Origin of the sequence: Mediterraneibacter sp. 210702-DFI.5.30 (genome assembly GCF_020560115.1) — a bacterium.
In the GTDB taxonomy this organism is placed as follows: domain Bacteria; phylum Bacillota; class Clostridia; order Lachnospirales; family Lachnospiraceae; genus Mediterraneibacter; species Mediterraneibacter faecis.
Genome location: NZ_JAJCME010000001.1, coordinates 332,772 through 349,338, shown reverse-complemented (window position 1 = coordinate 349,338; position 16,567 = coordinate 332,772). Strand labels below are relative to the sequence as shown.

The 16,567-nt window shown below is 37.6% G+C and carries 18 protein-coding genes; 2 read left to right on the top strand and 16 right to left on the bottom strand.

The annotated features are described in order from the left end of the window. Nucleotides 1-13: 13 nt before the first annotated feature. From LI126_RS01660 to LI126_RS15820, 7 genes are all read right to left on the bottom strand, one after another. Nucleotides 14-1,336 carry a HAMP domain-containing sensor histidine kinase gene (locus LI126_RS01660; protein ID WP_055156874.1) on the bottom strand — a complete coding sequence of 441 codons (1,323 nt, stop codon included), beginning with the start codon at nucleotides 1,334-1,336 and terminating at the stop codon, nucleotides 14-16. After that, a complete protein-coding gene (locus LI126_RS01655; RefSeq protein WP_044944580.1) occupies nucleotides 1,324-1,998 on the bottom strand; it encodes a response regulator transcription factor in 675 nt (224 codons plus the stop codon). The genes LI126_RS01660 and LI126_RS01655 overlap by 13 nt, the downstream gene beginning before the upstream one ends. Nucleotides 1,999-2,462: 464 nt before the next feature. Beyond that, nucleotides 2,463-2,699: a DUF6061 family protein gene (locus LI126_RS01650; RefSeq protein ID WP_008400163.1), complete on the bottom strand. Its 237-nt coding sequence runs from the start codon at nucleotides 2,697-2,699 to the stop codon at nucleotides 2,463-2,465. A gap of 300 nt (nucleotides 2,700-2,999) precedes the next feature. After that, entirely contained in the window at nucleotides 3,000-3,311 is a 312-nt protein-coding gene (locus LI126_RS01645; RefSeq protein ID WP_227164691.1) for a pyridoxamine 5'-phosphate oxidase family protein, read from the bottom strand. 289 nt (nucleotides 3,312-3,600) lie between these two features. Then, nucleotides 3,601-4,635: an SdpI family protein gene (locus LI126_RS01640; RefSeq protein ID WP_227164690.1), complete on the bottom strand. Its 1,035-nt coding sequence runs from the start codon at nucleotides 4,633-4,635 to the stop codon at nucleotides 3,601-3,603. Continuing rightward, nucleotides 4,610-4,903, bottom strand: coding sequence for an autorepressor SdpR family transcription factor (locus LI126_RS01635; protein ID WP_054754373.1), 294 nt, complete (start codon nucleotides 4,901-4,903; stop codon nucleotides 4,610-4,612). The genes LI126_RS01640 and LI126_RS01635 overlap by 26 nt, the downstream gene beginning before the upstream one ends. An 89-nt stretch (nucleotides 4,904-4,992) precedes the next feature. Continuing rightward, the gene (locus LI126_RS15820) at nucleotides 4,993-5,175 is read right to left on the bottom strand and encodes a DUF3784 domain-containing protein (RefSeq protein ID WP_227164726.1); all 183 of its coding nucleotides are present in this window, start codon (nucleotides 5,173-5,175) and stop codon (nucleotides 4,993-4,995) included. A 73-nt stretch (nucleotides 5,176-5,248) separates the two neighbouring features. Between LI126_RS15820 and LI126_RS01625 the strand changes: the two genes are divergently transcribed. Together LI126_RS01625 and LI126_RS01620 are read left to right on the top strand one after the other, a co-directional pair. Continuing rightward, on the top strand, nucleotides 5,249-6,094 hold the full coding sequence (locus LI126_RS01625; RefSeq protein WP_015530080.1) for a MerR family transcriptional regulator: 846 nt from the start codon (nucleotides 5,249-5,251) through the stop codon (nucleotides 6,092-6,094). Between the two features lie 419 nt (nucleotides 6,095-6,513). Beyond that, nucleotides 6,514-7,152, top strand: a complete 639-nt coding sequence (locus LI126_RS01620; protein WP_008705300.1) for a DUF1847 domain-containing protein — start codon at nucleotides 6,514-6,516, stop codon at nucleotides 7,150-7,152. Between the two features lie 124 nt (nucleotides 7,153-7,276). Here the strand turns inward: LI126_RS01620 and LI126_RS01615 are convergent, their stop codons facing one another. From LI126_RS01615 to dusB, 9 genes are all read right to left on the bottom strand, one after another. Then, nucleotides 7,277-7,612 carry a tyrosine-type recombinase/integrase gene (locus LI126_RS01615; RefSeq protein WP_331469839.1) on the bottom strand — a complete coding sequence of 112 codons (336 nt, stop codon included), beginning with the start codon at nucleotides 7,610-7,612 and terminating at the stop codon, nucleotides 7,277-7,279. Nucleotides 7,613-7,661: 49 nt separating this feature from the next. After that, a complete protein-coding gene (locus tag LI126_RS01610) occupies nucleotides 7,662-9,041 on the bottom strand; it encodes a sensor histidine kinase (protein ID WP_227164689.1) in 1,380 nt (459 codons plus the stop codon). Continuing rightward, nucleotides 9,029-9,691, bottom strand: a complete 663-nt coding sequence (locus LI126_RS01605) for a response regulator transcription factor (RefSeq protein ID WP_227164688.1) — start codon at nucleotides 9,689-9,691, stop codon at nucleotides 9,029-9,031. Before LI126_RS01605 ends, LI126_RS01610 begins: the two co-directional genes overlap by 13 nt. A gap of 14 nt (nucleotides 9,692-9,705) precedes the next feature. Further along, nucleotides 9,706-10,446 carry a lantibiotic immunity ABC transporter MutG family permease subunit gene (locus LI126_RS01600; protein WP_005330844.1) on the bottom strand — a complete coding sequence of 247 codons (741 nt, stop codon included), beginning with the start codon at nucleotides 10,444-10,446 and terminating at the stop codon, nucleotides 9,706-9,708. Nucleotide 10,447: 1 nt separating this feature from the next. Beyond that, on the bottom strand, nucleotides 10,448-11,179 hold the full coding sequence (locus LI126_RS01595; RefSeq protein ID WP_004853398.1) for a lantibiotic immunity ABC transporter MutE/EpiE family permease subunit: 732 nt from the start codon (nucleotides 11,177-11,179) through the stop codon (nucleotides 10,448-10,450). Then, complete coding sequence (locus LI126_RS01590; RefSeq protein WP_005609481.1) at nucleotides 11,172-11,885, bottom strand: lantibiotic protection ABC transporter ATP-binding protein; 714 nt, start codon at nucleotides 11,883-11,885, stop codon at nucleotides 11,172-11,174. Before LI126_RS01590 ends, LI126_RS01595 begins: the two co-directional genes overlap by 8 nt. 319 nt (nucleotides 11,886-12,204) lie before the next feature. Further along, nucleotides 12,205-14,238 (bottom strand): lysine--tRNA ligase, encoded by a 2,034-nt coding sequence (lysS, locus tag LI126_RS01585; protein ID WP_227164725.1) that lies wholly within the window; start codon nucleotides 14,236-14,238, stop codon nucleotides 12,205-12,207. Nucleotides 14,239-14,408: 170 nt separating this feature from the next. Continuing rightward, complete coding sequence (greA, locus tag LI126_RS01580) at nucleotides 14,409-14,891, bottom strand: transcription elongation factor GreA (protein WP_015530013.1); 483 nt, start codon at nucleotides 14,889-14,891, stop codon at nucleotides 14,409-14,411. 433 nt (nucleotides 14,892-15,324) lie between these two features. Then, entirely contained in the window at nucleotides 15,325-16,287 is a 963-nt protein-coding gene (gene dusB, locus LI126_RS01575; RefSeq protein ID WP_055157160.1) for a tRNA dihydrouridine synthase DusB, read from the bottom strand. Between the last annotated feature and the right edge of the window lie 280 nt (nucleotides 16,288-16,567).

Below are 16,567 nucleotides of genomic sequence, written 5' to 3'. Positions count from 1 at the left end.
TGTCTATTTTCAATCAACTTTCATTGCAATTTATTTTCACTGTAACACATGCTCCCCCTGCTTTATTATTAGCAATTTGGATATTTCCGCCATGTCTTTCACTTAAAATCTTACTAATATTCAGCCCTAACCCCAAATGTTCAGTAGCTATATCTTTCGATGATTTATAAAATGGTAATGTCGCCTTTTCAATATCAATATTTTTAAACCCGCAACCATCGTCTGAAACAGATATAACTAAATTATCATTCTCTATTACTACGCTAATAGCAATATCACTTTTTGCGTATCTAATACTATTAGAGAGTAAGTTTTCATAAATCTGCATGACTGTATCTAAATTGATAAACAAGGTTATATTATTACCGCTTGTAGTAATTGAAAAATGTTTGTCATAACAAAGTGCTTCTGCTGTGTTATTAAAATTATCAATAAGTGAATGAAATGTAATCTGTTGTCGTGGAATATCAATATCCTCTAACCTGTATAAGTTCGTCATAGCATTTACATATTTTTCAAGACGTGAAATATTTTTTGACATTACTGATATTTCATCTAATATTTCTTGTTGTGATACTAAGCCTTTGGGAATAAAGGAAAGCAGCATAGTAGCATGACCCTTTAGTAAAGTCAAAGGAGTGCGTAAGTCATGCGAAAAAGCAGCATTTAGACGGCGCTGTTCAGCAAATTGTCGAAACATAGTTTCATTATTTTTCGACAAACAGTCTTTCATTTTTTCAAAGGCATGACAAAGTTTCCCCATTTCATCATTTAATGGATATGATAACGTAAAATCTAAGTCATTTGCTTCAATTTTATGATACGCATTAGTTAATAGCTTAATAGGTTTCGATAATTTTTTTTTATAAAAAAATGTTACACAACATATCATACTAATAGATAATACGATAGGAATAATTGCAATATTTAATGAACCTAAAGCACTGTCAATAAGCCTATCCCGGTTTGTAAAATTAGGTAAAACTTCGATATATGAAACATGGTTCGGATAGACATATTCGTGTACTGGGCGTTCTTTTTGATAATCAACATTGAACTTGCATATCTCGTTTCCTTTCGTGTCAAATATTGTGTATTTTGTTTGGTCATTACTATAAGTGGCGGTAAATGAGCCATTTTCCGGTATATCATACCTCGTTGACAGATTTTCATACTTATAGTTTAAATTTATTCTGTATCTGTCAACCATTGAAATTAAAAGTATACAAATAATTATTCCAATCAACAACGAAAACAAAGCATAAAGAACAAAGGTCATTCTAATACTCATGCTATTTAACCGATTGAACAATCTGCTTCTCTTTAATTTTTCCATCTATATCCGCACCCCCAAACAGTTTCAATGTAAGGTCTATCGCCTAAAGATAAAAATTTTGCCCTAATACGTCTGATATGTTCTGTAACAACTGTATTATCACCAATGCCGTCTAATCCCCAAACTTTTTCATAAATAGTTTCCCGGTCAAAAACAATTCCTTTGTTTTGCGAAAGGAAAGATATTATATCAAATTCCTTTTTGGTAAAAGCCATATCCTTATTATGATAAAACACAATACGTGAGGAATAATCTATAACCATATCTTCATCAAATTGCACCTTTGAAGATATATTGTGTCTTTTTTCTCTGCGAAGATGTGCTGCAATGCGAGCTTCTAATTCATCAACAGAAAATGGTTTTATTACATAGTCGTCTGCGCCAATAGAAAATCCTTTTATTTTATCACTATCTTCAATGCGTGCTGTTAAAAAAATTATAGGGCATGAAACATAATCCCGTATCCTTTCGCAAACAGTAAATCCATCTATATCTGGCATATTGACATCTAACAAAATAATGTCAGGTTTTTTTTCTACTTCTTTTAATGCAGCATTTCCTGCTGTTGCAGTATATACCGTATATCCAAGTTTGCTGAAATAGCAATACAGCATTGATACAATTTCTTTTTCATCGTCTACAATTAAAATACTCTGCGCCATAAATATGCCTCCATTGTGAATATCTGATTTAAGATTATCAAACAAAAATCTATTTCTAATCAATTTCTTTAATTTTCGATGTCATTAGTTATTATATATGGCAATATGAGTTGTAGCAACCTTACTCTACATGTTTTATGCTCTATTACTATCCACACTATGATGTGTGTAATCATATCCCGAAAGCCATACCAAACAAAGCAGTCTATGGCAGATTTAGAAATAAGTCCTATGATTATTGAAAAATAAGAAAATATAAAAATTAGAGTGAAGTAATTATATTACAAAAATGAAAAACGGGAGATACACAGATATTGTGCTATCTCCCATATTGTTTTTAGTGTCATATCAAGGCTCATTTATTAGTGGTAAAATTAGCGTTTTTCTATATTTCTCAAAATGCTTGAAAGTAAAGTGTTCATATGGATAATCGAAAATCAGATATAAACTTTTGTTTAAATTGCCTATAATTCAAGTGAATCTTCTGCATCCACCCACATCTGTAAATTGCCATCAAGATATAATCTTGCATATTCCAAAGGCTCATCCACAGCCAATGAAGTAAGCGCACATTCTGATCCATATGTGGTTTTTAAATTTTTTTCAGCTTCCCAACAATTAATGCGAAGCATATATCCGGCACTTGTGTAAACATCAATACTATCGTGGTTTATGTTGTATTCTGCATAAATTGTTCTCATTGTATCTTATCTCCATTTTTTAATAATCATTTACAGAGTTAAATATCGAAAACATTTCATTCAGTTCACCATGTCGTTATTGTTATATGTTATACTATGTACGAATTTTTCTTTCCCTTAATTTTTCCCATATTAAGGTTCATGAAAACCAATGAGAGAATATAATACAAGGGAAAGAGTAAGGGAAAGTTCACTTGCTACAAACTTAGTATTTTCAAGGGTTTGTGAGGAATTTGATAATCAACTATAACAGTTATTAAATTTCCTAAAATAAGTGAAATATCAACTGGAAGTTGTCTATTATCTGATACAAGCTTTGGCAGTATAGGATTCAACGTCAATCTTAACCACATTTACTGCACTTGCCATCTTATCGTCGATCTCATGTTCTTTGCCAGTCTGTACTTTCATAAGAACACCAAGCGCTTTACATTTTTCTTTTATATCTTCAATGATCATTGCTTTACCTCGACACATAACGCTCTCATACTCTGCTCCATATTTGCAAGGTATATCCGCTGTAACAAGAGATTCACCCCTATCAATTTCTACAAATACATTCCTATTTTCTTTGAGGCACTCCAGCTTGTGTCCTTCTTTCGCACAATGCACATAAAATGTCAGCTTTCCCTTATTGTTTCCCTTGTGTTATATCGTCCCACCAGTATTTACGAACTCTGATAAGGGAAAATACAAGGGCACAAGAGGTCCGGTGGACCTCTGCTCTGTGCCGACCGAAGCGGCAGCGGAGACCAAAAAAATTATATAAAACAGTATAACACAAAATAAAAGTGACATGGTGAACTGATTGAAATGCTTCTGATTTTTGTAGCAAATAATTGATTGAACGATAAGGAGATAAGAAACGCTGAGAATAATTTCTTCTCAGCGTTTCCGACAACTATTTTCTTTCCTTTGACACCTTCTCACTTATTCTCTGATAGATTTCCTTTGTCTCTGCGTCATTTTCCCCATTTACAACTAATATTTTTCCATCTATGTTCATGACAACATATGAATGGCAGGAGGCATGAGTGTAGCGGATATAATCTCCGAAGATATCGTTTTTGAAGTTTCCCATAGCATACTTCAGGTTTCCAAGACCATTAGTTCTGTAACCATTATTGTTCTGCAATACATTTTCTTCATAAGAAATGCTGTCAATTTGCGAATACTCCACTGTATAATCATTCCATCCTTTTGCTTCAATGTTAAAATCACGATCATTACAACGAACCTGAATGCTTCCACAAAACAAAGTCCATATAGTAAACACAATAGTGGAAATTGCGATGATCAGATATATCACACTTTTTTTTGTATTATACTGAATTTTTAAGCCTTCTCCGGTTGCCAGCTTTTTCTTATAAAAAAGGTAGGAGTAGAGAATGCTAATGATTGCAGCTGCCATAATGCTTATAATATACACAACCAGTGCAGCCATGCTTTCCCCAAAAAGTCCACAAAGCATACATAAAATACCTGATGCCACCCATAATTTGCCGCTGAATCTATGTGTTGCATTCCAGTTTTCTTCATCCATTAAAGACCATACAACTCTTATTCCTATGGTATTATTCTGTTTCACTTTTGGCAAATAATTTCCAATAACCATAAACAGCAGTCCAGTTCCATAGTAAATTACTGCCATAAACAGATTTTCCATATCTGCACCCATATTGACCAGTCTTGCAATACCATTATAGAGTAATGTTATAATTGGTATAATCCACATCGTCATTCCTATAATCTTGCGGCTCTGCTGTCTGTTCCGGTTATCATAAAATATTATTGCCACCAGCGCACAATCCGTCACTACAAAAAACACATTTGCCCACATGCTCTGTGTACTAGTGAATCCTACTAAAACCCCGATGAGCATTACCAGAACAGAACAAATTAATGAACCTCTATATTTTTTTATCATTTCCTTCATCGTCCGATACTCCTTTCAAATCTATAATCCACAACATGACATCTTCCAATACGGAAGTGTTTAATTCATAATAAATAAATTTTCCCTCTCTTTTATTTCGGATTAAATCAGCCTCCTTCAATATTGCCAGATGTCTGGATATAGAAGCTCCCGTTACTGAAAAATGTTCACATATCTCTCCAGCAGAAAGCCGTCCATTCTTCAATAAATTTAAAATCTCACGTCGTATTGGATCTGCCAGTGCTTTTAATGTATCTTGTATACCCAAGAATTCATCACGCTCCTCATTTAACATTTAACCTAATTGTTAAATGTATTATAATGCAAGATATGTTATCTGTCAACGACTAAATTTTTCTAAAAGAACATGCTTTGTTCATTAAGGGCAGAGAGGCTTTTTGTCCCTCTGCCCTTAATAACAGATAAAGCACTGATTCTTATATCACGAGAGATATGAGCTTTATCATACAATGCCTGTTCTTCTTTAGAAAATGAATTAAATCCTGAAACAAATTTTGCTGTTTTTTTTAGTTTTTTGATAAATGCTTGACTGTAAACCTTGTTTATAGCTTATTATTAAGTAAAATAGAGTTGCTCGAAAGGAGGGCATAATATGACTATAAAAGACGTAGAAGAGCGAACAGGTTTATCCCGTTCTAATATCCGTTTTTATGAAAAGGAAAAACTTATTGAGCCTTCGAGAAATGAAAGTAATGGTTATAGAGATTATTCTGAAAATGATGTGGAAAATATAAAGAAGATTGCATATCTACGTACATTGGGAATTTCTATTGAAGATATACGAAGTATTATATCCGAAAAAGTAACATTGCAGGAAATGCTTGAGAAGCAAAAGGAAGTATTAAAAAATCAGATTACTGATTTGAATAAGGCAAAACTCATGTGTGAAAAAATGCTGGATGAAGAAAGTATTAGTTATGAAAAATTACAGGTAGAACAATATGTAACAGATTTGCATGACTATTGGAAAGATAATCGAACTGTTTTCAAACTGGATTCCGTCAGCTTTTTGTATATATGGGGAAGTATGCTTACCTGGACTATGATTACCGCACTATGCTTGATTATTGGGGCTTTGTCTTATTCTAAGTTGCCGACAGAAATTCCAGTACAATGGAGTAAAGGAGTGGCAACATCCCTAGTTAATAAAAACTGGATTTTTATTTGTCCTGTTATATGTATCATAATCCGTTATTTATTAAAACCTTTTATCTATGCGAAATTGCAGATGAACAATTATTATGGAGAAATTATAACAGAGTATTTGACAAATTATATGTGTTTTATTGTGTTGTCAGTGGAAATCTTCTCCATACTTTTTACTTTCGGAGTGGTAAAAAGTGTTGTTGTACTGTTATTTGTGGACACGGCAATTTTTATTGGATTGTTAGTAGTTGGTTTGGTAAAAATGGATTTGAGAGGGAAAGAAGTTTTATGATTCAAATTTTATATTTCAGAAATAACAATAAGATACTATTTTTCCCACGCCTACTATGAGAACGGCGGCTATGAGATAGAAATTGCATATACTGGCGAATAAAAGAACCGCTGTTGCATGGTTTATTGGCTTCCATGTAGCTGGTATTCGGCTGAGGTATTGAAAAAGATAATTTTCAATAATTTTTCAAAAATCAGAATCGACAATTCATGACAAATCAACCCTGAATCGGGGAACGTTTCTCATAGAAAAGAACTACAAAAAATAAGAAAATAAAAACGGAAAACCATTGTCTGTAGTATAAGTATTTGTTATTATGAAGTAAATAGCGGATATTTTACAAAGTAAAGCTTAATCTAGAGAATCTGCCAGTGGAAGGCCTCTGTAGATACCAAGGTATACAAAAGGAGAATGAAAAAATGAAAAAAGAAGACATGTCCTGTATCGACTGCGCAGTAAAAAACTGCAACAAAATGGATAAAACCTATCCGGATTTCTGTCTGACAACACACATGGATGAAGAAGTTCTAAATGAAGCTATGGAATGCTACAATGAAGACGAGAACCGCAAAGTAACAATCGCTGCAGCTGAAGTAGAGTATGAGAATTACTGCAAACATACCCGTGTCGAAGAAATCATGGATTTTGCAAAGAAGATTAATGCGAAAAAGATCGGGATCGCAACCTGTGTCGGATTGTTGAAAGAAAGCCGTATCCTGGCAGATATCCTGCGCAGACATGGCTTTGAGGTGTATGGTGTCGGCTGTAAAGCCGGAACACAGAAGAAGACATCGGTCGGCATCCCGGAATGCTGCGAAGGTGTCGGTGTGAATATGTGTAATCCGATCCTGCAGGCAAAGCTTCTGAACAAGGCGAAGACGGACCTGAATGTTGTGGTCGGACTTTGTGTGGGGCATGACAGTCTGTTTTACAAATATTCCGAGGCACTGACTACGACAGCAGTGACGAAAGACCGTGTATTGGGGCATAATCCGGTGGCGGCGCTTTATACTGCGGATAGTTATTATTCGAAGTTGAAGAAGAGTGAAGAAGAGTAATATTTCTAATTTGGGCGTTTAAAGATACATAAAGATATCCCATTCAAGCATTTCTCTTTTTATCCAACGAAAAAAAGAACACACAACACTCTGTATGTTCTCTTTCTGTATGTGAAGTCCAATATTATACTTTGAAGTAGCTATCCAATCCTTTGAACTCTTCCGCTTTCATTTCTTTTGTAACATCAGCATAGATGTTCAGTGTAGTTGAAATATCTGAATGTCCGAGTGCGTCTTGAATGACCTTTATATTTACTCCAGCTTCACACATTCTTGTTGTAAATGTATGTCTAAGCGAGTGGCAGCTAAAATGAGGAAGTAACACATCAGGTTCATCACTGTGTAAAAACTGCTCATCATTGCAATCACGGATAATTCTTCGGATTGCTTTGTTGAGTGTGGCTTGGTGCTGTGCCTGACCAAAACGATTGATGAAAATAAAATCTGTATATCCGTCAATCGTGACCTCGCAATGAAGTCCTAAATCTTCCTGCTTCTGTTTCTCCTGTTCAAATGCTTCTTTCTTGACTACTCAGGAAAAATATTTCTACCCTCGCCCCACCTGTATTTTCAGAATTTGAAAGTTTAATACCTCCACCATATTTTTCAGCCACAGTTTTTGCGAAAAAAAGCCCAATCCCATAATGGGCTTCGCCATTTCTACTTGTGTCATCCATAAAAAACTGCTCTGTGCCATGCAATAATGCTTCTTTTGTAAATCCTGATCCGCTATCCTCCACAATGAATGTCAGCCGGTCATCCTGCTCCTTTGCGTCAATATAAATGATTCCATTTTCTTTTGTATGCTCCACTGCATTCTGAATCACATTCATTACGGCTCGGAACATTGGATCATAAGCAATCGTTACCTTTTTATCACTTTGTTCCGCCTTCCAATCTATCTTCTGGTGATAGCTTTCTACCAGTCCGAGTGCCTGTTCCTTTATATCTGCGAAAAAATCTTCTAACCTCACCGTTGTATAGGTAACATCACTGCAATTCCATGATTTTGTGACATCTATCAACTGTTTTACATAACTTTGTATCTGTGTTGTGCCGTTCAAAACATAAGTGATATTTTTCTTCTGTTCTGTGGTCAGTTCAGTCTCTGAAAGTAGTTCTGCATTTCCCCGTACAATCGTAAGAGGTGTTTTAATATCATGCGCCAAAGCAGACATCTGCTGTTTCTTTTCCTGCTCTGTTTTCCACTGCTTTTCTAAAGATTCTCGCAATGCATCTCGCATATCATCGATTGCCGATAAACAGTCATCAAACTCTTTGATACCGGAACAGGATGTCTCATATTCCAGATTTTGATCCTTTATTTGTCCGATTGCGTCTAATACAGGCTGCATCTGCTTTTTGATTCTTTTTCCAAAACGTATGGACGGAATGATGATAATCGCTACCGCTCCAATCACAGACATAATAATCATCACATTCTGTGGTCCTATAAAATGCTCCCTCAAAAAAGCTGAATGATATTGAGGTGTCAGGCGATATTGCAATACAACATATTCATTTTCCCTTACAATTACTTTATAAAAATATTTCCCGGATGCGTTTCCGTACTTTGCAACATTCCATGCTATCTGTTCGTATTGTTCTGACAGATCTCCACCTATTTTCTCTCCATTCTCTGAAAAGATTACATAATCACAAAGTGCGGGAATCATCTCAGCAGTCACTTTATCTGCACGTAGAATCGTATCATATGCTTCATTAATCTTTTGCTCTGCATAATTTGCCGGATAAATACAGCCCACACTAATCAAAAGGTACAGCAGCAGATAAGCAACAATCACCAAACCAACTAATGATCCAAGCATGACCAGTACATATCTCATAAAAATCCTGCTGAGTGCATTGCTTCTCTTTACTCTTCCCATTTATATCCAATCCCCCAGACTGTTTTTATCGGTGTATAATCATAATCCGCAAATTTTGCTCTTATATTTTTGATATGCGTGATTATAGTACTGTCATTACTCTCATTGTCAAAGCCAAAGACCGCTTCCAATATCTGTTCCTTCGAGAAAACCTGTCCTCTGTTTTTAGCCAGAAATTCACAAATTTCGTACTCCGCTTTCGTAAGAGGAAGTTCCTTATCATCAACCAATAGTTTCTTTTGAGATATTTGAATACAGACCCTCCCAAAAACCATCCGGACAGAATGTTCCCTGTGCTCTCTTCTAAGATGTGCATTGATCCTTGCCCGAAGTTCCATCACTCCAAATGGCTTTGAAATATAATCATCTGCTCCTAAAGAAAGTCCGTTTACCAGACTGTTTTCCTCCGTTTTTGCCGTAAGAAACAAAATCGGACAATCCACAAGTATCCTAATTCTTTTGCATAATTCGAAGCCATCAATTCCAGGCATCATAATGTCCAGTAAAATCAGGTCATAACGATGTAATTCTTCCATATTAAGTTTTAGTGGATTACTTACTTTGGTAACCAGATGTCCATCCTTATTCAAAATGCTTTCTATCATTTCCAAAATTGCCGGTTCATCATCAACTGCCAGTATTTTTGCCATAGTTTCCCTCGATTCTATTCCGATATTCTGTTTCCTTCCCAGTGGTTTACCCACCAAAAATAGTATACCATACTAATCCCTGTAAATATTAAGCAACCTGGTATGAATGACAACCATTCACCTACACTAGTTTCTCCCAATACAGATTGCAGATAAGTATATGGTACTCTACCCGTCCAGCAGACAAATACATATTTCCACACATAATCTCCAAGTCCGGTAAGCATCAATGCACTAATTAGTCCTGATATAATCCCTGCTCCAATGGATACCCCTTTTCCAAACTGAAAAGCCAGAATCAGCTGCCACAGATAAAGTGGAACACTGCTTCCCCACAGCAGCAATGCTGCAAATATACATCCTTTCATGATTTCGATATCGCTTGATGCGATTCTTCCAAATCCAATTCCGAATATGATTGCTGTCAATAGGATAGAGCACAGACACAAAACCAGTAGCATCAACAGTTTCGATAAAAATGCTGCAGGTTTATCCGGTAAAGACAACAGATTTTGAAAATCACCTGCATTTTGTTCCTGTTCCATCACACTTGCTGTAAAAATTCCAATAAGTACCGGAAGTCCTGCTCCTATTGCCTGATAAAATGCAATCACTTTCATATTTTCATTCCATGGTGAAAAAAAGTAATATATTAAAAATATAACGCTGGTTATAATCGGAATCAATAAGTGTGCCAGAATCACAGATGTTCCTTTCATCTTTCGCAAGTCTGCATTAAGAGATCTTCCAATCATCTTATTTCACCTCTCTTCTCTCAAACCATTTCAAAAACAGAACCGTTACAAAAACAAACCAGATGATTGAGAGACACATTCCCGGAACAATGACTCCCGTATCCAAAAGAGGATTCCCTGCTTCTGCGGCAAGTCCATTTGGTAAAACATGAAGCAACGGGCACATCATTCGCATAGGGATTGCAGAAACAAGTACATACCAGATTCTGGTTTGTGATATTACCACACCGCTGACGGTAATAAATAGGCAGACGAACAGGTTTACAATCATTCCAAATCGTTCACTTAAAAATAAAGCTACCGGAATCTCCCATAACTCAGAAACCGTCAGAAACAATACTGCAATCAACGCTCCTCCAACTGGAACATGTGTCGTTAGAAGAAAGCCTCCAAGCGTTGCTCCTGCAAACACAATCACATTAGAAAACAAAATCATGTACCCAATATAAATAATTTTCCCCAGCAACAATTTTCTTCTGTCTGTGGGAATAGTCATTAAATGATAGTATTTTATCTTTTTCTCCTGCGCCACAGAAAGATAACAAAATAGAGCAATCATCCCCGGCAGCAAAAGTGTATACCACCAGTTCCAAACACTTTCTGCATAAGCATTTGTCATCCCAAGAGTAAATATAAATGCCATGACAAATGTAAGAAGAGGAAATCCCCAGATAAACTTTTTTCGCATGGTTCTTTTGGCTTTTTGATGTTCTGCTTTTATAATATTAACCATGGATTTCACCTGCTTTCTGGTTTTTTCTTACCACATTCATAAACAAATCTTCAAGATTATCTCCCTGCTTTAATGCTCCTTCGTATCCTAAGATTCCACCTGAAATAATCCCGACTTTATCTGCAAGTAACTGTACCTCTGAGAGAATATGACTGGAGAGAATTACAGTGATTCCCTGTTCCGGAAAAGACCGGATCAGCTCTCGTAATTCCTCGATGCCTATTGGATCTAATCCATTCGTAGGTTCATCCAATATCAAAAGTTCCGGTTCTCCAAGCAATGCCATTGCAATGCCTAGTCTTTGCTTCATCCCCAAAGAAAACTGTCCTGCTTTCTTCTTTCCGGTGTTTGTAAGTGATACAATCTGCAAGACCTCATCAATTCTGTTTTCATCTGTACCAAGCAATAATTGTCTTACCTTCAAATTCTCTCTGGCGGAAAGATTTTCATAAATAGGCGGATTTTCAATTAACGCTCCTATTTTTGATAAATCTTTCCTATCCAAAAGTTTTCCATCAAAGTAAATCTTTCCTGCAGTTGGTTTCATCATACCGGTCAGCATTTTCAATGTGGTAGATTTACCAGCGCCATTCGGTCCAAGCAGTCCATAAATCTGTCCCTTTTCGATATTAAGTGAAACATTATTTACCGCTTTCTGTTTTCTAAAATATTTACATAGATTTTGTGTCTGTAACATCATTTCCATCTTTACTATCCTTCCTTCTATATTTCATTTCTTACTGAAATATAACCTAACAGAAAAAAATAAAGATTTGATGAAGATTTATTCCCGTATGGAATAAACCATCAATTGAATATCATTATCAGAACTCGGCTTTCCACTGAAATCAGCAAAGCTGTTACAAATACGAAGTCCTAATTTACAGAATATCTCCGTGATTTCATCCAAACTATATAACTATTATAAAAAAAGTAGCAGGCATTAATTGTCTGCTACTTTTAACTAAACGTGTTCTCTTTAAATCAATAATTTCAATTTTCTAAATTTTGATACTCTTTAAATCCTAATACAATTTCGCACCTGCCGGAATGTGATTATCAACCATAATAAGATGCAGTTCTTCATCCTCTGAATCTTTCAGATTATTCACTGCTGAAAGCAACATACCGCAAGACTCGATTCCCATCATCTTTCTTGGCGGAAGGTTAGTGATTGCGATCAGTGTCTTACCAACTAATTCTTCCGGCTCATAGTAAGAGTGGATTCCGCTTAAGATCGTGCGGTCTGTACCTGTTCCGTCATCCAGTGTGAACTGAAGGAGCTTCTTGCTCTTCGGAACTGCTACACACTCTTTAACCTTTACGGCACGGAAATCAGATTTGCTGAATGTATCGAAATCAACCTCTTCTTCAAATAAAGGCTCAACCTTTACGTTGGAGAAGTCAATCTTCGCGTTGTCTTTGAAGAATCCGTTGTTGTCGTTTGCAGTTGCTTCTTCTACTGCTCCGGATTTTCCTGCTTTTTTGTCAGAGTCAAGACTCTTCATTGTCGGGAACAGTAATACATCTCTGATTGCCTCTGCTCCTGTCAACAGCATACACATTCTGTCGATACCGAATCCGATACCACCTGTAGGCGGCATACCGATCTCCAGTGCGTTCATGAAGTCTTCATCTGTTGTGTTGGCTTCATCATCTCCCTGTGCAAGCAGTTCTTCCTGCGCTTTGAAACGCTCTCTCTGATCGATTGGGTCATTCAGCTCGGAGTAAGCATTTGCCATCTCCCATCCATTCATGAAGAACTCGAAACGCTCTACGTATTCCGGATTCTCTGGTTTCTTCTTTGTCAGTGGAGAGATCTCAACCGGGTGATCCATAACGAATGTCGGCTGAAGCAGATGCTCCTCTACGAACTCCTCGAAGAAGAGGTTGAGGATGTCACCTTTCTTATGTCTCTCTTCAAATTCTACATTATGCTCTTTTGCAAGTTCTCTTGCCTGCTCCAGAGTCTCAACTTCATTCCAGTCAACGCCTGCGTATTTCTTAACTGCGTCAACCATTGTGATACGCTCGAACGGTTTACCGAGATCCATCGGGATTCCTTTGTAGACGATCTGTGTTGTTCCAAGGACTTCCTGAGCAACAAAACGATACATATTCTCTGTCAGATCCATCATGCCGTGGTAATCTGTGTATGCCTGGTAAAGCTCCATCAGAGTGAACTCTGGGTTATGTCTTGTATCAAGACCTTCGTTACGGAATACACGTCCGATCTCGTATACTTTCTCAAGTCCACCAACGATCAGTCTCTTCAGGTACAGCTCAAGTGAAATACGAAGCTTCAGATCCTCATTCAGTGCGTTGAAATGTGTCTCGAACGGTCTTGCAGCTGCTCCACCGGCATTTGCTACAAGCATCGGAGTCTCAACTTCCATGAATCCTTCTCCGCTTAAGTACTTACGGATTGCTGCAAGGATCTTGGAACGTTTGATAAATGTATCTTTAGAGTCTGCATTCATGATCAGGTCTACGTATCTCTGACGATAACGTGTGTCTGTATCTGTCAGGCCGTGGAACTTCTCCGGAAGCATCTGTAAGCTCTTGGAGAGAAGTGTCATCTTCTCAGCATGGATAGAGATTTCTCCTGTTCTTGTTCTGAAAGCGAATCCTTCAAGTCCGAAGATATCACCGATATCAGATTTCTTGAAATCAGCGTAAGCATCTGTTCCGATTGCATCTCTTGCTACGTATACCTGGATATTTCCCTGTAAATCCTGAATGTTACAGAAAGAAGCTTTTCCCATAACTCTCTTGAACATCATACGTCCTGCGATTGCTACGTGGATCGGGCTTGCATCCATGATGCTTCTTCTCTCTTCGTAATCATTCTTGAGAGCCTCTTTTGCCTGCTCTTCATCCATACCTTCTACGTTCGGCTGCTGGTGATCTTTTAAAATCTCAGCCTCATGTGCCTCATAGAGATCTTTTACTTCGAGTGAATGGTGTGTCTGGTTAAACTTTGTAATCTGGAAAGGGTCTCTTCCGTTCTGCTGCAGTTCTGCAAGTTTCTCACGGCGAACCTTTCTCAGCTGATTCATATCTGGTTCCTGTGTGTTCTTCTGATTCTGTCCCACTGTCTGTTCTCCTTCCGTTTCTATCTGCTTCCGCATTGATTTTTACATAAATCACTACAGAAATAGTCACTTTTTATATTGTCTTTTTAAGCGAATTCAGACCTCTTAATAGTAAGAGGTCTGTCCTAAGCTGATTATGAACGTTTGATATCAAGTACTTTGTACTGGATAACTCCTGCCTGTGTCTCAACGTCAACGACATCATTGATTTTCTTTCCGATCAGTGCGTGACCTACCGGAGACTCATTGGAGATCTTTCCTTCCAGACTGTTCGCCTCTGTAGAACCAACAATCTTGAACTCCATCTCTTCATCAAATGTGATGTCGTAAACCTTTACTGCACATCCAACATTGATCTTATTAAGATCAACTTCATCCTCTACTACAACTTCTGCATTCTTCAGGATTGCCTCAAGCTCCTCGATACGGGCTTCGATATCTCTCTGCTCGTCTTTCGCTGCATCATACTCAGCGTTCTCGGAAAGGTCTCCCTGCTCTCTTGCCTCTTTGATCTTACCTGCAACTTCTTTTCTCTTTACTACTTTCAGATTCTCAAGTTCATCCTCAATTGCCTTTAATCCGGCATAAGTAAGTAATCTTTTTTTTGCCTCTGCCATTGTTCCTGCTTCCTTTCTACTTCCTTACCGTCACTGCCTGTTGCAATAACGTTTCGTTTCCTACAACATTTACAGATTCTCTGCAAATCATTTTCTGTCTATACTTTTCATGCATTCAAAGTTTCTTCTCTGTCTACAGATATTATGATGTAACCGGATTGCTCCATTGCTATGCAATTTATACTTTTAACACTTACATCATATTATCGGTTTTAAAATGCATGTCTGCTGTCTTTTTCTCCTGAACGCCAATCGTTGTATCAGCGTCCGTCCGCAATTTCAATATTATACTCAAACTCGCGCTTTCTGTCAAGCAATTTCGCTCTCACAGGTCACTTCCGCGCAGTGTACGAAAAGCCTTTAAAACCGCCTTTTTCTGAGCTTTTCCCATTCTGTTTTCCAACTGTTTTCAGAAGTCCTTACACTTCTTTTCCTACAGTCTCTGAAAGAGCAGTTCTTCCAGTTCCTGATAGGACTCTACGCGATTGATTTCTTCACGCAATTTTGCAGAGCCTTTCAGTCCCTTTGTATACCATGCCACATGCTTTCTCATCTCGCGGATACCAATGAATTCACCTTTGTATTTCAACTGTAATCTGGCATGACGAAGCATCATATCACGAACTTCTTCTTTTCCCGGACGTTCCGGCAATGTGCCTGTCTCTTCATATGTGATCATCTCGGAGAAGATCCATGGATTTCCCTGTGCTCCTCTTGCGATCATGATTCCGTCACACCCTGTTTGTTTTACCAGCTCCTCTGCTTTCTGCGGGCTTGTCACATCTCCGTTTCCAATTACCGGAATAGAGACAGCTTCTTTTACCTGACGGATGATATCCCAATCTGCCTGTCCGCTGTAATACTGTTCTCTTGTCCTTCCGTGCACGGCTACAGCTGCTGCCCCGGCCTCCTCAATGATCTTCGCGATCTCAACCGCATTAATGCAGCTGTCATCAAATCCTTTTCTTATCTTCACAGTGACCGGCTTATCAATTGCCTTCACCATTGCACTGACGATTTCATAAACGAGCTTCGGATTCTTCATAAGTGCAGAGCCTTCTCCATTGCGCACAACCTTCGGCACCGGACATCCCATATTAATATCCATAATATCAAATGGACGCTCTTCCACACGTTTTGCCATCTCACTCATAATCTTCGGATCTGATCCAAAAAACTGCAGTGACACCGGCTGTTCATCCGGGTGGATCTCCAGAAGTGATTCTGTATTCTTATTATTATATAAAATCGCTTTTGCGCTGACCATCTCCATACACAAAAGACCTGCTCCCTGTTCTTTACATAACACACGGAATGGAAGATCTGTCACTCCGGCCATCGGTCCTAAGATGTAACGGTTTGGCAGCGTCACATTTCCTATTTTCAACTGTTTCATCATATTCTATTCTTTCTAATCTATAACTATTCTTCTTATTTGACTTTAGTATCATAGTAAATAACTGCCGAAAAGTCAACGTACACGATCTATTCTTTCGCATTCATAGAACAAAGAATGTGCCTTGGCACATTCTTGCGCCTGCGGCGGTCGCTTGCGACACCTACCTTGTACGCCGCAGTGCGCATCCTGAGCGGAGCGTTTTTTATATATTAGGAAAGAACTTTCCTAATATATAAAAAAGTCTGAATAAATCCGGCAATCACAAAGCTTTTGCAAT

Excerpts from the sequence above, each read along its gene's own strand:
- dusB (WP_055157160.1), bottom strand. The coding sequence starts at position 16,287 with ATGAAACAGTTGAAAATAGGAAATGTGACGCTGCCAAACCGTTACATC.
- LI126_RS01625 (WP_015530080.1), top strand. The coding sequence starts at position 5,249 with ATGACTATAAAAGACGTAGAAGAGCGAACAGGTTTATCCCGTTCTAAT.
- LI126_RS01600 (WP_005330844.1), bottom strand. The coding sequence starts at position 10,446 with ATGATTGGAAGATCTCTTAATGCAGACTTGCGAAAGATGAAAGGAACA.
- LI126_RS01610 (WP_227164689.1), bottom strand. The coding sequence starts at position 9,041 with ATGGGAAGAGTAAAGAGAAGCAATGCACTCAGCAGGATTTTTATGAGA.
- LI126_RS01590 (WP_005609481.1), bottom strand. The coding sequence starts at position 11,885 with ATGGAAATGATGTTACAGACACAAAATCTATGTAAATATTTTAGAAAA.
- LI126_RS01640 (WP_227164690.1), bottom strand. The coding sequence starts at position 4,635 with ATGAAGGAAATGATAAAAAAATATAGAGGTTCATTAATTTGTTCTGTT.
- LI126_RS01605 (WP_227164688.1), bottom strand. The coding sequence starts at position 9,691 with ATGGCAAAAATACTGGCAGTTGATGATGAACCGGCAATTTTGGAAATG.
- greA (WP_015530013.1), bottom strand. The coding sequence starts at position 14,891 with ATGGCAGAGGCAAAAAAAAGATTACTTACTTATGCCGGATTAAAGGCA.
- LI126_RS01655 (WP_044944580.1), bottom strand. The coding sequence starts at position 1,998 with ATGGCGCAGAGTATTTTAATTGTAGACGATGAAAAAGAAATTGTATCA.
- lysS (WP_227164725.1), bottom strand. The coding sequence starts at position 14,238 with ATGAATCAGCTGAGAAAGGTTCGCCGTGAGAAACTTGCAGAACTGCAG.
- LI126_RS01650 (WP_008400163.1), bottom strand. The coding sequence starts at position 2,699 with ATGAGAACAATTTATGCAGAATACAACATAAACCACGATAGTATTGAT.
- LI126_RS01595 (WP_004853398.1), bottom strand. The coding sequence starts at position 11,179 with ATGGTTAATATTATAAAAGCAGAACATCAAAAAGCCAAAAGAACCATG.
- LI126_RS01660 (WP_055156874.1), bottom strand. The coding sequence starts at position 1,336 with ATGGAAAAATTAAAGAGAAGCAGATTGTTCAATCGGTTAAATAGCATG.
- LI126_RS01620 (WP_008705300.1), top strand. The coding sequence starts at position 6,514 with ATGAAAAAAGAAGACATGTCCTGTATCGACTGCGCAGTAAAAAACTGC.